This is a genomic window from Paenibacillus provencensis (genome assembly GCF_042678545.1).
GTDB lineage: Bacteria > Bacillota > Bacilli > Paenibacillales > Paenibacillaceae > Paenibacillus > Paenibacillus provencensis.
Map to the genome: position 1 here is coordinate 216,824 of NZ_JBHTKX010000002.1, position 13,916 is coordinate 230,739.

Sequence of the window (13,916 nt, forward strand, 5' to 3'; positions counted from 1 at the left end):
ATGCTCGGATGTAAATCCAATTATAGCGGGGGAACGTTATGCTACAAAAACGGTTGAATATTAAATTGCAGAGCCGAGGCCTGCTCTCAAACAAGATATTTAGAAGGCTGTTCTGCGCCTATGCGACAGCTTCCTTCGGCGATTGGTTTGATGCCATTGCCATCCAGGTGCTGCTCGTATATCGGTGGGGCGTAACCCCGATGACACTGGCAATGGTTCCTGTCACCATAGCGCTTCCGGGTCTGTTACTCGGTTCTCTCGCAGGTACGATTGCGGATCGAGTGCCCAAGGTAAGACTTATGCTGCTGTGTGACTTATTAAGCGCTGTTCTGACACTGTGCCTGCTCGTTGCACCGAGTATCTACTGGATTATCCCGATTCTCATGCTGCGGTCTGCCGTGTCGACCTTCATGATGCCAGCCCAGCAGGCGATGACTAGACAGGTCGTTAAGGATGAGGAGCTGCTACAAGCGACGTCGCTTAACGGGCTGGTCAATCAGCTCTCCAAAATTGCGGGCCCGCTTCTCGGCGGTGTGATTCTCGTGGTGTTTACACCTCAGATATGTATTCTAATAGGCGCAGCAGGAAGAATGGCCTCCTGTGTTATGCTCTGGACGATTCGGTATGCTTCAGATGATGTGAAGAAGGCGGAGCCGGTAGCGGAGCCATATATGGAAACGGTAAGGTCCAGAGGAGCCAAGGGAAATCAAGTCCAGAGAGGATCTGTCTGGAAAGAGTGGAAGGAAGGCTGGAAGTATCTAATGCAGCATCGTATATTGCTGCATACGATGATCTATAGCTTTTTTGGCCTGACGGCCTTGTTGATGGTCGATTATCAGTTTACTGTTTTGCTGCGGGAGATTGCCCCTAATCAAGAATCGTTGCTGGGCATATTGGTAGCTGCAATTGGGCTGGGTGCTGTTATAATGTTGCTCATTGTGAACAGGCAGGAGCATATGGAATACCGGTTTGGCCTTGGTGCAGGTGCGATGGGAATTGGCCTCGGGATTGCCGGGCTTGGACTTATTCCAAGCGGCAGTTCTTCGTGGGTTATCACCGGACTTTCACTCGTTATTGGGCTGGGAAATGGCCTGTACATGGTCACGAATCAGACGATTATGCAGAAGGAGAGCAGCACAGAAATGGTAGGGCGCGTATTCGGCATTAGTAATACGTTGATGAGTGTTGCGCTCGTCACTGCGCCTTTGGCAGGAGGGGCGATCATTGAGCTGGCAGGTGTCGGGAGTGCCTTTTTCTGGATTGGATTAATCGTCGCCATCATTGGACTCATGGGTTTGCTGTTCGGAAGGAAGTGGTGGAGAGTTCACCAAGTGATAAGCGAGGAGCAACATGAATCTAAGCAGGCAGCATTACATTAAGGACTAAGCCTCCCACCACATCACGTTGGCTGTAGAAGCGAGCCGGGTTAACGACTTGAAGCAGCAAGTTAGCGCCTCCGCCACTGACATTACCTGTAGTAAGTGTAAACAGCCTGCCGGCAGAGGCGGCGCTGAGATCAGGCATAAATTCAGTAGCAGGAGACACATATGTGTTGGTCTGCTGTACATAAATGGGCTTGTTGGCTGTATTGAATACAGAGTAATACATCATGTAATCCTCCTCCCTCGCATTTTTGAACAATTCAGTGATAGAGCAGCTGCCGTTCACGACTAACTTGGATTATATATAAGCGAAGCTTGACGGACGGGTTTGGGTTGTCTCTCTAGATGGCGAAAGAGAAAATGATGTAGATGTTAAAATAAGTTGATAGTTGTCCTCGATGATGAATGGGTTAGGCGTGCTATTTCTGCTTGTGCCGTTACCGCGTGTCCTCCATTTGCATACTGTACGGTAGCACTCTATATGTGTGAACCCTTGGTTAAGCGATAAGGAGGTGCAATGTGAGAAATGCCGAACTTTTCAACCTTTAATTTGAATCCGGATAATTTGAGAAGTTTAATTTACGGGACTGATGATGCAAATGTCAGCCATCCGGTCCGAACGGATACAAGTGGGAACCTGATTGGTGTTATATTGGACGGAACAATCAGCAATATGCCGAGCATATCGAACGTAACAATCACGGCCGGAACACTCACAAGCCTGCTGGATGGAACCATCTCAAATGTGATGGGAGCGACCATTACAGCGGGAACGATTACGAGCGTACTTGGGGCGACGATCACGGCAGGTACAATCACAAGCGTACTGGGAACAACAATTACCGCCGGAACACTGACGAACCTGCTGGATGGAACGTTGACCAGTGTACTCGGGGCGACGATCACGGCAGGTACAATCACAAGCGTACTGGGAACAACGATTACCGCGGGGACACTGACGAACCTGCTGGATGGTACGTTGACCAGTGTGCTCGGGGCGACGATCACGGCGGGTACAATCACAAGCGTACTGGGAACGACGATTACTGCCGGAACGCTGACGAACCTGCTAGATGGAACGTTGACCAGTGTACTCGGAGCGACGATCACGGCAGGTACAATCACAAGCGTATTGGGAACGACGATCACCGCCGGAACGCTGACGAACCTGCTGGATGGGACGTTGACTAGTGTACTTGGGGCGACGATCACGGCAGGTACGATCACAAGCGTACTGGGAACAACGATCACCGCCGGAACGCTGACGAACCTGCTGGATGGAACGTTGACCAGTGTACTCGGAGCGACGATTACGGCAGGTACGATCACAAGCGTACTGGGAACGACGATCACCGCCGGAACGCTGACGAACCTGCTGGATGGAACATTGACGAGTGTGCTCGGGGCGACGATCACGGCAGGTACGATCACAAGCGTACTGGGAACAACGATTACTGCCGGAACGCTGACGAACCTGCTGGATGGTACATTAACGAGTGTGCTCGGGGCGACGATTACCGCGGGGACACTGACGAACCTGCTGGATGGAACGTTGACCAGTGTACTCGGAGCGACGATCACGGCGGGTACAATCACAAGCGTACTGGGAACGACGATTACCGCGGGGACACTGACGAACCTGCTGGATGGTACATTGACGAGTGTGCTCGGGGCGACGATCACGGCGGGTACAATCACAAGCGTACTGGGAACGACGATCACCGCCGGAACGCTGACGAACCTGCTGGATGGTACATTAACGAGTGTGCTCGGGGCGACGATTACCGCGGGGACACTGACGAACCTGCTAGATGGAACGTTGACCAGTGTACTCGGAGCGACGATCACGGCAGGTACAATCACAAGCGTATTGGGAACGACGATTACTGCCGGAACGCTGACGAACCTGCTGGATGGGACGTTGACCAGTGTACTCGGGGCGACGATTACGGCAGGTACAATCACAAGCGTACTGGGAACGACGATCACCGCCGGAACGCTGACGAACCTGCTGGATGGAACGTTGACAAGTGTGCTCGGAGCGACGATCACGGCAGGTACAATCACGAGTGTACTAGGCACAACGATCACCGCCGGTACACTAAGCAGCGTTACCTCCATTTCACAAAAGAGCTTCACAGAAACTCAGGTGCTTAGCATTCCTACAGCGGATGCGTTCACTCCGCTGGGTCCGGTAAGCACCAGCGTATTCGGAACGTACTCCTTCTTCGTATATAATGCAGGCCCTGCGAACAGTGTGGATGCAAGGGTAGAGATCAGTGCCAACGGAACAAACTGGTTTGCCGATGTCGATACAGTTACCGGCATTGCTGCAGGGTCGGTAGACGTGCTTGTGCCCCAGCGCTTTCTCAAATACACCCGGCTTGCCTATCGTTCAAGTACACCGGGTGCTGCAACGACAATTGATGTGTTTTTCAACGGACAAGGAACATAAGACAGCCGTATTTCATATAGGTACAGGGAATCTCTATATACGGGGAGCCTGTACCTTTTTTGCGTGTGAAGGAGGAAAGACAAGATGAGACGGCCTACACTAGGTGTTCACATGATTATACGTAACGAGGAAGCACGCCTTGCAAATTGTCTGGCATCCATTCAGTCGATCGCGGATGAGCTTGTTATTGTGGATACTGGGTCTACGGACAGATCTATTGAGATCGCCAAGCGGTTCGGGGCCGTTGTCGTATGCAGCACCTGGCAGGAGGATTTCTCAAAGGCACGGAATGAAGGGATATCACTGGCGGGGACCGATTGGATTCTAGTGCTGGATGCAGATGAAGAACTGTCGTATGGCCAGGATGAGATCAGGGCTTTTTTACAGGAGACACTTGCTGATGTGTGTACCATACAATTGGAGAATTGGACGGGAATGCAGCCCGAAGATCGGACGTTCTATGAGGCGGAGCGATTGTTTCGCAATCGATGCGGTTTTTATTATAAGGGAATAATTCATGAACAGCTTATTCGTGATGACAACATGAGGCCAGAAGGAGTAGCCGACCCCCGTATCGTCAAAAGTCCGATTCATGTGCGGCATTACGGCTATCTTCCAGCGGTTCTTCGGGAGAAACGAACAGTTAGGCGAAACCATAGCCTCATTCAAAAAGCATTGGAAATCGATCCGAAGGATTCGTTCCATTTCTATAACCTAGGGGTCACCTGCTGTCAGCTTGGCATGTGGGAACAGGCGAAGGAGGCCTTTGGGAAATCACTGCAGGACTGCCCATTAGCAGCGCCTTACCGTGCAACACTGGTTCGTGATCTTGCCAAGCTGCTGCAAACACTGGAGCTATACGACGAGGGGAGAGCTTTGTTATTGACGGAGCTGTCTCATTATTCGGATTATGCGGAGCTGCACGTTGTGCTCGGGATGATCGAACAGTCACAAGGCATGATGGATCTCGCCTATGCGTCTTTTCAAGCGGCGCTTGAGGTAAAGCCAGCTGGCTCCTATGTTACTGACGCGGGAATGAACAGCTATGTGCCGCAGGTACATATGGCAGATATAGATAAGCACAAAGGGCGATGGACGCAGGCTGAAAGGCGATATTGTTCCAGTCTTCAGGATTGCCCGGGATACATGCCTGCAGCGCTTGGCCTTGCGGATCTTCTACATCTTCAAGGGGAAAAAGACGCAACGATTGCTCATCGCTTACTGCAGCTGATGACGCCGTCGGATCCGATAATGCTATACAAAGCAGCCTATGCCCTGAGCCTGTGTGGAGCGTATGAAGCTGCATTGTCCATTCTGCCTGAGGGCAGCACTCAGGCAGGTGATGAGGCTTGGGTGCGTTTATGCCTCATGCAGACAGAGCGTTACCCGTGGTCAGCCGGGCGTGCGCAGCAGCACATCAACTTACTGCAACAAGCACAAGCACAAGCTGCAGATCATAAGGAAGCCGAAGATACGGTTACGTTCGGAACCGAAGGGAAGAGAGAAGCAGAGGCAAAGGCATTGGCAATGGAGCTGGCGGTAATGGATTGGAGTTTATCCGAATGGATGCTTGGGGCGAGATTGCCGGAGACTCTTGTGAGTGTGCTTGCTGCACAATCAAGAGAGTATCTTCAGATTGAAGCCCGATTGTTTCCCTGCGAGCAGCAGACTGATCCGAGCGGCGAAGGCGGACCCGATGTGGATGCTGAGCATGCTGCAACGGATGCGGGTGCAGCTTATGTAAAATTCGAGGGAGCTTCAACGAATTCACCCGCTCTGGCTGCTCTAGCTGTCTGCTTGTGTGAACGGGCGGCGGAATGCGGATTGAAGAAGTTTGTTCTTCAAATGAAAGATGCCGGACTTATCACATCAAGACAGACCGCAGGCATCCTGTATCGTTACGGCTACCGCTGGAGTGCGGTAGACCAGTATCTGGAGCTGCTGGCTCAAGACCAGCTGGATGCAGATGGAGGGTTTGAGCTCGCTGAATTTATGTACGATCAGAAGCTTTATGCCAAATCGGCGGCATTGTTCGATAGAGCAATCCAGCTAAATCCACAGCATCAAAAATCCCGTGCCGGTGCAGCAGCGAGTTACTTGCAGCTGGCCCACACCACTGCAATCCAGACGCTGCACTCAGCAGGGCGGCTCCCAGGAGCTTCAGGGCTGCAGAACGATGCTCAGAAACTGAGCGATTCTATTGCTCAAATCATGGATCTGGGATGGCAGACGCGGCGATCCGGTCGGGAGCGGAGGAATGAACATGTCTAATGGCCGAGTCTCCTTATGCATGATAGTCAAGAACGAAGAACGCAGCTTACCTTCTTGTTTGAATAGTGTAAGAGGAGCGGTCGATGAGGTGATCGTGGTTGACACCGGATCAACCGATCAGACGGTACAGCTTGCAAGGCAGCAAGGTGCTGCTGTAATTCCATTCAATTGGTGTGATGATTTTGCTGCCGCCCGCAATAGGGGACTGGCGGCTGCAACAGGGGATTGGATTCTGTTTCTGGATGCAGATGAAATTTTGGATGACAAGGCGAGGGTGGAGCTTCCATTATGGAGCACACAGAAGGGAGTAGACGGATTTTTTCTGCAAATTCACAATTACACCGGCAACGGATCAGGCGGTGTCACCATTAATCCTGTATTGCGGATGTTTCGCAATCATCCGGAGCATCGTTTTTCCGGCCGCATTCATGAGCAAATCGCTGAATCCATTGTGAGCCATAATCCGAAGGCGCATTTTCATATGACAGACATGATCATTCATCATTACGGCTACAGTGAAGAGATCGTGCTGGAAAAAGACAAGGTCAGCCGAAATACACGCCTTCTTCAACAGGTGATTGCTGAGGACCCGGATAATCCTTTTCACCGTTATAACATGGGGGTTGAATGGCTGAGGATCGGCCGATTGGAGGAAGCATTAAGCTCTTTTCGCCAATCGTGGAATGGCCTTGATCCGATAAAGGCGAGCTATGCGCATTTGGTGCTTAAATACGAGATACGATGTCTGCAGGCGCTTGGCAGATGGGAAGAAGCGGAAGCGCAGATTATGGAGGGACTGCAGCTGTATCCGGATTATACCGACCTATTGCACTGCCGAGCGTTGACCGAGGAGGCGTTCGGCAGGGAGAAGCAGGCGGAATCTGCCCTCAGGGAAGCACTGCGTATAGGCCCGGCACCTGATCTATATCATACGGAAGAGGGAATCGGCACCTATCAGACGTATTACCTGCTGGGATTAAATGCAGAGAAACGGGAAGCACTGGATGAGGCAGTTGACTGCTATGTGAAAGCCATTCGCTGCAAGCCAAGCTTAACTCCGCCGCTCTATCGGATATTTCGGATTATGCAGGCTGCACTTCAAGAAGAACACATTCCGGAACTGCTTCAGGCGAGGTTTTCATTCTCGACACCGGAGAGCACATGGAAAGTGATTCACATTCTGAAGGAATGCGGCTGCTATTCGTCAGTGATAGATATACTGCATCAGATGGAGCGGGAGAGTCCTCCGCATGCTCGAAAGCAGATTCGTGTCCATCGACTGGAAGCCATGTGGAAAGCGGGGGAATGGAAGCAGGCCGGGCGATTGCTGCGCAAAGCCCAAATCCCGTCCTCCTCTTCTCTATCTGAGCTTATGAACTGGAGTATGGACATACGAAGTAAGGATGAGGCTTATCAAGATCCAGCCATTCAGCTGCTTCGGAATAAGCTTTCCCTATCGGAAGCATTGGGCGGCAGAGCCGAACAAGGTGTACCTGCGGGCACCCATCGGGAGAAGCAGCCGCAGATATGGAGTTCACTGGCGAGCTTGTGCCAGGCGGCGATGAATGCGGAGAGGCAGGAGCTGTACTCATCGGTTCTAGAAGGCTGGATCGAAGCGGTTGACCAAGGCTTACAAGAGAGCGAATTAAATTCTATGTCCGGGGTCAATATGCTCCTCCATACGATGATCAGCGCCGCGGACCATCATTTGGCCCATATGACCACACTTCAGCGCGGGCAGGAGCATCGAGGCAAGGACTGGCGAATCATCCAGCGACTTCGACTTACAATGCCATGGAGCGATGGTCATCATTGATGAGGAGGGCGCGGGGCATGAATAACAAATTACCTATTTCCTTATGTATGATTGTTCGTGATGAGGAGCTGTTTCTGGAGCAGTGTCTGGCTTCGGTAGCGAGTGTCGTCTCCGAAATGATCATCGTCGATACCGGGTCCACCGACCGGAGTATCGATATCGCTAGAAAGTATGGAGCAACGGTTGTCCTTATGGAATGGAAATCGGATTTTGCTGCAGCACGGAATGAATCACTTCGCCATGCGACACAGCCCTGGGTCTTGATCATGGATGCGGATGAACAATGGGCTGAAGGTCAACAGAACCGGCTCTTTTCATTACTCGAAGCAAGTGAAGAGATATATGGATTTGAGGTGGAGATCAGGAGCCTGCTTGGTCGTTCTGGAGAGGAGTCCGTAACGGACAGTGCCTGCCGGCTCTTCCGGAATGATACGAGAATTCAGTTCAAAGGCCGTATTCATGAAGAAGCGGTCACCTCTATACTTGCACTCGGAGCAAATGCGCTAAGAACCTCAGGGCTTCAGCTCCTGCATTATGGGTATCTTGATGAGATCATTAAACGGAAGAATAAAAGCGAACGAAATTTCCAGCTCATTAACGAAGCTTTGCTGCAGGAGCCGGACAGTGCAGTATTGCAGTATGCTCTGGGTACGGAATATTTTCAGCTGGGAGATTATGATGCTGCCGTTCGCATACTGGAGCCGCTTCTGGATGAGGTGCCGGCGGAGAGCGGATATGCTTCGGATGTATTTCTTAAGACGATGTTTGCTCTACGTGAGAAGGGAGAGCTGCATCAAGCGGTAAAGAAGGTGGAAGAAGGGATAGCCAGGTACCCGGGGTTTGCCGATTTACAGGAGCTGAGGGCCGTTCTGCTTATGGATCTGGGGAGAGACGATGAGGCGCTGGTTGTACTGTCTAACATAAGTCGAAGCAGGGAATATACCTCCGTGTCAGGCGCAGGTACCTATCGTTCCTCTTATCTTACAGGGATCGTCTATGAGCGTAGGGGGGAATGGAAGCTTGCTTGTGAAGCTTACGAGAAAGCCGTGGAGGCAAACCCTGATTATGTGCCGGCTTGGCAGCGCTGGATTCCGCTTGCTGTATGCAGCGATGAGCTCACTAAGGTAGAGCATTGGATTGGAAAAAGGGGACTTGCAGCGAAGGTGCAGCATGTTGTTCTATATCAGATGCTTGATATGCAGCAATCTGTATGGATATTGAAACAGAAATCCTGGCTGCAAGAAGCCTTTATAACCACGCCTTGGGCAGAAGCCATCCTACTGGCTCAGCTTGGGGAGCGGCGTGTTGCGGCAAGGATGCTTCAACCATGGCATACTCATCGGGACATGGCGCAAGAGATAGGCATTTATCTTCAAGCGCTTTGCCTAGATGCTGCTGGCAGAGGGCAGCTGCTCAGCTGCGATCCTGGCCTATCCGTTACAGTGGATAATAGTCGTTGGATGGGGGAGCAAGCCGAAGCATTCATCCGGCTGGGGGCATGGACTGGATTCACTGTCTGGCTGCAAGAGGTAGAGGAGCCGGCTGCTGTGCTGGCTCAGCTGTCTCCTTCTGCAAGATCAGGACTGCTGCATGCCCCGCTGTCTGTCCGCAGGAAGCTCTATTCCTTGCTGCAGGAGCCAGGTGGTGACCGAGAAATGATGGAGATGCCAGCCGGATCCGAAGCAGCATACATGGAGGGGGCGTCAGAACATCAATCCGGCGCCGCTGAGCAGGAAGGAGATTCACCTGACCGAGCGGTGCAGCGCATACAGCTGTTTATGAGGCTTGCCCTGAGAGCCAGCTTCATGGAGAAGGGGGAGGAGGGTGCAGGTCTCTCGAACTTTGAGCAGGAGGCAGCCCAGATTCTGAAGCATAAACCCGCATCTCCTATAGAAGCAGCCCAATACGGATGGAACGCATTAGAGCTAGTCATGAAGCAGAAGCTTCAGCGCGCTGAAGCCAGATTCCAAGCAGCAACACAGCTTATGCTGATATAAGCCGGTCATTTGCGGACGGTCTGGCCACCACAAGTGACCGTTATGCTCTCTTTTTGATCAGAGCCCGGAAGCAGTAGATGGCTGGACCATACATGGTTGTGTATACAGCATCTTCAGGCCGTTCGGTGCTCAGCGGACCATCTATAGCCAGATCTGCTTCGGATAGGAGAGTGGTAAGCTGTTCCGGCTCAATTTCAGGCACATCAAAAGTGAGCACGAGTCTGCCGTCAGGTCTCAGAACCCGGGCAAATTCCTGGAGCGATTTCAGCCGTGTGGAAGGATCTAAATGCTCCAGTACAGAAATGCAGTAAACTGTATCAAATTGCTCATCCGGATAAGGCAGTGCAGCTAAATCGGCCTGGGCCCGTTCAACATTCTCGATGTAATGCTCTGGCAGAATTCTCGATATTTGAATGCCAAAATCGTCCGCGACTGCGGATCGGATCGCTTCATTTGATAAGATTCGCGGGTCCAGATCACAGGCGTATACTTTACGCACACGGTCGACGAGCCAGAATTTGAAAGGATGAGGAATGCCGGAGGCAGCGTCCAGTACAGTATCTTCCGCATGAGCGAATTGACGGGCCCAAGCATATTCATATGGTCTGCTCCACCAGGCTGGATGCAATGGAACAAGAACAGTATCCATCCGCCCATCATCACGCCGTATATATCTTGAGTCGAGTGTCATCGCAGCAGTATACGCTCCTTCCGGGCCTTGCGGCTGAGGTGGTTTTGAAGCACCGTTTTCCAGGCAAGTTCCCACTTGCGATCATCATAAGCAAGTGCAGTTTGTCTTGCCTGATTACCCATTCGATGTCTGAGCTCATCATCATCGATCAGCCTGCATATGGCGGCTACAATGTTCTCTTCTACCGGAGGAACAGACAGTCCATTTAGTCCGTCCTGGACGATATCATTTAATCCTCCGACATTGCCTGCGACAACGGGGAGCCCGCAGCTCATGGCCTCAAGACAGGCATAGGAGGTTCCTTCTGAGAAGATCGTCGGAATCACTGCGATATCCGCTTGCTGATAAGTCAGCAGCATTTCATCAAATGTGTACCTTTTCGCAAATATACGATCTTTGTGCGGATGATGCTTTCTCCATATCTCGAATGTCTTTCCTATCGTGCTGCCCTCAACCCGCTCGCCTGCAAATTCAATGACGAGAGAGGGATAGGCGCCTAGCAGACGATCACTGGCCAGCATCATAGGAATGATGCCTCGTTCCAGGCTGATTCTTCTTGGGAATAAGAGCCGGATGCTCTTCTGGTTAGAGGCAGCGTCAGCAGCCTGCAGATCCGATGCTTCTATCGCAGCGTTGAAGTCAGCGGGAAGATGGAAGTCTTCATTGAGATCATTATCTTGGAGATCTTCGTCTTGCTCTTCGTCTACATGATGAAGGTAGGCAGTCCGGCCCTTTACTTTTTTGCGCAGTGCTTCTTCATCAATCGCCTTGTCCTCTTCGGCGTCTCCGTGCATTAGGTGCACAGGCTTGAAATAATGGGTATCTACACTGTTCGGAATGAGCACAACCTGATGGGGATTCTGATAGGTGCATGCGGCGCGACAGTAGGTAAGAAAGTGCGAATCAACCGACACAAGGGTATCGAGCTGGTCTAGAGCCCTTTGAATGGAGCCGGCAATCTCACTTTTGGCAGTTGCCGGCAGGTTATGACGATCCCAGTTAATGCCGTGGCAGATACCCAGGCTGCCCGGAGCATAGTTCAGCGGGTGCCATATGCAGCTAGCATAGATGAGCGGACCGCGGGCGCGAGAGGCCATCTCGTCAAAAGCTTGTGGTATATGGTCCGGATCATAGGGGTAACCGAACACCTCGATCTCTTCTATGGTTTTGTGGAATGCTTCGTAGTAGGAGAGCTGGTGCACTTCCGGGACATGGCCGATATCTCGAATAACCTGACACAGCCGAAAAATGTACCGTTCCAGCCCGCCGCCAAACAGCCGCTCGAAGTCACGATTATAGCCATCTGCGAAGCTATGCGTAAGCACACTAATATACCCCATGCTTAGATCTCCTCCTTCCACTCCACGAGGCTTGGGGAAAGATCCAGAATGGATTCATACTGCGCAGTATTCCCCCATTTGCCTTCTGGATCGAGCTTTTTGTAACGGATGTACTTCTGAACGCGCTCCTCAAGTGGTCCTGCCCAGCCCAAATGCTTGATCCGCAGATCTGTCGTTAATCCCTGCAGAGCAGCGCAGGTGGATGGCAGACGGGGAACATGATGCGCCCTTTCGGGATAGGGATAAGGGAAGCCTGGAAAATAGCGGACAAGCGTCATGGTCTGCCGGCGATGCGCCTGCCACAGCTCATCCTCCCGATAATACTGCCTGCTCCCCCACAGATCATATAATCGGAAGCTGACCCAATCGTACCGATCCTGATTAATCAGGTTTCGAATACTCCGCTTCGCACGTTCTTCATATAGCTCGTCGGCATCAACGGCAAGTATCCAGTCGGGTGAAGTAGAGACCGTGGTCTGCCACAGGATTGAGCGGAGCTTCCACTCCTCATCAAACAGAGACGCTGCCAGAGTAACCAGCTTCTCTACCTTGGCGCAGGATTTGCATATTTCAAGTGTGTGGTCTGTGCTTGCATCGTCTACAATCACGATGTTATCCACGAAGGTAGAGAGATCCTCAAGCACTTCCTCCAAATAGCGGCCGCCTTCATTACGAACTTGAAGCATGGCCGTCAACTTATTGTTTTCCTTTTTCCGGACAGGCGATATAGGTGGTGAATTGGATATTGTCATCGTCTCTAGGCTCAGCTCCCTTGCTCCAGAATTCGAAGCTCCTCATCGAGCGCATCCAGTGCCAAAATTTGCACGAGCGCATCCTCATCGCTCTCGGCAGCTTCCATGAACAGGCGGATTGCGGTATGCCGGTCACCTCTCATTGCTTCTACACTGCCTGACAGTATGCGGAATTCCCTTCGGTCCTGCTCGGTTTGCAGATCGGAGGCTGCAACCTCTCCGAGTGCTTTTTCCAGGCGGCCTGTTTCCCGGTACAGCTGAAAGGATAGATGTCTTGCATTTTGCTCCGGCAGCAGGTCCAGTATGGATAAGGCTGCGCGATAATCATCATTGAATCGATAGATATGGAACAAGGCAGCCGTTTCTTGCCCATCGGCCATTAACTGAAGAAGGGAATGATATTTATTCATGTCCGCATCACTATAAGCTGTAATTCCGTAAGTGTTGACAGCCTGACGAAGATTGCCCTGCTGTGCATAGATGGCCGAGATAAATCTATAGTGTGTAATCAGAGCGTTATTTCTGCCCTGCATGACAGCCTGCAGGAAGGCCTCCTCTGCATAGCGAAGGGACTTCTTATCCTCCAGTAAGTACATATAGACCGACAACAGGAAGGAGACCGTCTCATGAGGACCGGATTGTTCTCGTAACGATTCATAATAAGCAGCTCGCTCCGACCACTGACGACGATGCACCGCTGTGAGTGGACTGCCTGTAAGCTCATGAACGGCTTCCTGAAAAAGCACATCATAGACGGTCGATTCCTCCTGAAGGAGCAATGCGGAGAAACCTCGGAAGGACCAGTCCAGACATTTCATCTCCGAAGCAGAGCATATAAGCTGGGATAACGCCGTCAATTGCTGCATACATGCTATATAAAGTCCTTCATCCGACTTATCAAGATGGGCAGACTCATATGTAATAATGTGCTTCGGATGCAGGGAGGCCACTGCATGGACCCAGTATGGATGGGCCACGAATGCAATGGTATTCTCATTCCAGAGCTGTGCCAGCTCGCTCCTGAGTACATAATTCAATGCCTCGGGCCAAGCTGGCTGCCCCGGTTCGGAGTGTTCATGGAATTCCACTTTGGATCGGCTTGTAACATAGTATACAGGGGCTGACTCACAGAGAAGGGCTAGAAGTCGCTTCAGTATCAGATCTGCTGTGTTGGGTGGTGGAAATATGACAAATTGAAGAGTGTCCAACTTC

Annotated in this window: 10 protein-coding genes; 5 read left to right on the forward strand and 5 right to left on the reverse strand. The window is 51.6% G+C overall.

Going from position 1 to position 13,916, the window contains the following annotated elements; translation table 11 throughout:
- The first annotated feature begins 38 nt into the window (after positions 1-38).
- A complete protein-coding gene (locus ACFQ3J_RS17185; RefSeq protein WP_251582999.1) occupies positions 39-1,379 on the forward strand; it encodes an MFS transporter in 1,341 nt (446 codons plus the stop codon).
- Here the strand turns inward: ACFQ3J_RS17185 and ACFQ3J_RS17190 are convergent.
- The gene (locus tag ACFQ3J_RS17190; protein WP_139237006.1) at positions 1,357-1,611 is read right to left on the reverse strand and encodes a hypothetical protein; all 255 of its coding nucleotides are present in this window, start codon (positions 1,609-1,611) and stop codon (positions 1,357-1,359) included. The genes ACFQ3J_RS17185 and ACFQ3J_RS17190 overlap by 23 nt on opposite strands.
- Before the next feature lie 297 nt (positions 1,612-1,908).
- On the opposite strand from ACFQ3J_RS17190, the gene ACFQ3J_RS17195 reads away from it, so the two are divergent.
- From ACFQ3J_RS17195 to ACFQ3J_RS17210, 4 genes are all read left to right on the forward strand, one after another.
- The gene (locus tag ACFQ3J_RS17195; RefSeq protein WP_251582997.1) at positions 1,909-3,837 is read left to right on the forward strand and encodes a DUF6385 domain-containing protein; all 1,929 of its coding nucleotides are present in this window, start codon (positions 1,909-1,911) and stop codon (positions 3,835-3,837) included.
- Positions 3,838-3,921: 84 nt separating this feature from the next.
- On the forward strand, positions 3,922-6,108 hold the full coding sequence (locus tag ACFQ3J_RS17200) for a TPR domain-containing glycosyltransferase (protein WP_251582995.1): 2,187 nt from the start codon (positions 3,922-3,924) through the stop codon (positions 6,106-6,108).
- On the forward strand, positions 6,101-7,924 hold the full coding sequence (locus ACFQ3J_RS17205; RefSeq protein ID WP_251582993.1) for a glycosyltransferase: 1,824 nt from the start codon (positions 6,101-6,103) through the stop codon (positions 7,922-7,924). The genes ACFQ3J_RS17200 and ACFQ3J_RS17205 overlap by 8 nt, the downstream gene beginning before the upstream one ends.
- Before the next feature lie 17 nt (positions 7,925-7,941).
- On the forward strand, positions 7,942-9,921 hold the full coding sequence (locus ACFQ3J_RS17210; protein WP_251582991.1) for a tetratricopeptide repeat-containing glycosyltransferase family 2 protein: 1,980 nt from the start codon (positions 7,942-7,944) through the stop codon (positions 9,919-9,921).
- 40 nt (positions 9,922-9,961) lie between these two features.
- On the opposite strand, the gene ACFQ3J_RS17215 is transcribed toward ACFQ3J_RS17210, so the two are convergent.
- From ACFQ3J_RS17215 to ACFQ3J_RS17230, 4 genes are read right to left on the reverse strand one after another with little or no spacing between them, the layout of a single operon-like run.
- Positions 9,962-10,612, reverse strand: a complete 651-nt coding sequence (locus ACFQ3J_RS17215) for a class I SAM-dependent methyltransferase (protein ID WP_091160134.1) — start codon at positions 10,610-10,612, stop codon at positions 9,962-9,964.
- Positions 10,609-11,952: a glycosyltransferase family 4 protein gene (locus ACFQ3J_RS17220; RefSeq protein WP_091160136.1), complete on the reverse strand. Its 1,344-nt coding sequence runs from the start codon at positions 11,950-11,952 to the stop codon at positions 10,609-10,611. Before ACFQ3J_RS17220 ends, ACFQ3J_RS17215 begins: the two co-directional genes overlap by 4 nt.
- A 2-nt stretch (positions 11,953-11,954) precedes the next feature.
- The gene (locus ACFQ3J_RS17225) at positions 11,955-12,704 is read right to left on the reverse strand and encodes a glycosyltransferase (protein ID WP_091160137.1); all 750 of its coding nucleotides are present in this window, start codon (positions 12,702-12,704) and stop codon (positions 11,955-11,957) included.
- A gap of 11 nt (positions 12,705-12,715) precedes the next feature.
- Positions 12,716-13,912 (reverse strand): hypothetical protein, encoded by a 1,197-nt coding sequence (locus ACFQ3J_RS17230; protein WP_251582990.1) that lies wholly within the window; start codon positions 13,910-13,912, stop codon positions 12,716-12,718.
- Positions 13,913-13,916: the final 4 nt, after the last annotated feature.

Bases quoted from the DNA above. Each gene is read 5' to 3' on its own strand.
- ACFQ3J_RS17210 (WP_251582991.1), top strand. From the start codon at position 7,942: ATGAATAACAAATTACCTATTTCCTTATGTATGATTGTTCGTGATGAG.
- ACFQ3J_RS17205 (WP_251582993.1), top strand. From the start codon at position 6,101: ATGTCTAATGGCCGAGTCTCCTTATGCATGATAGTCAAGAACGAAGAA.
- ACFQ3J_RS17190 (WP_139237006.1), bottom strand. From the start codon at position 1,611: ATGATGTATTACTCTGTATTCAATACAGCCAACAAGCCCATTTATGTA.
- ACFQ3J_RS17200 (WP_251582995.1), top strand. From the start codon at position 3,922: ATGAGACGGCCTACACTAGGTGTTCACATGATTATACGTAACGAGGAA.
- ACFQ3J_RS17195 (WP_251582997.1), top strand. From the start codon at position 1,909: ATGCCGAACTTTTCAACCTTTAATTTGAATCCGGATAATTTGAGAAGT.
- ACFQ3J_RS17185 (WP_251582999.1), top strand. From the start codon at position 39: ATGCTACAAAAACGGTTGAATATTAAATTGCAGAGCCGAGGCCTGCTC.
- ACFQ3J_RS17225 (WP_091160137.1), bottom strand. From the start codon at position 12,704: ATGACAATATCCAATTCACCACCTATATCGCCTGTCCGGAAAAAGGAA.
- ACFQ3J_RS17220 (WP_091160136.1), bottom strand. From the start codon at position 11,952: ATGGGGTATATTAGTGTGCTTACGCATAGCTTCGCAGATGGCTATAAT.
- ACFQ3J_RS17215 (WP_091160134.1), bottom strand. From the start codon at position 10,612: ATGACACTCGACTCAAGATATATACGGCGTGATGATGGGCGGATGGAT.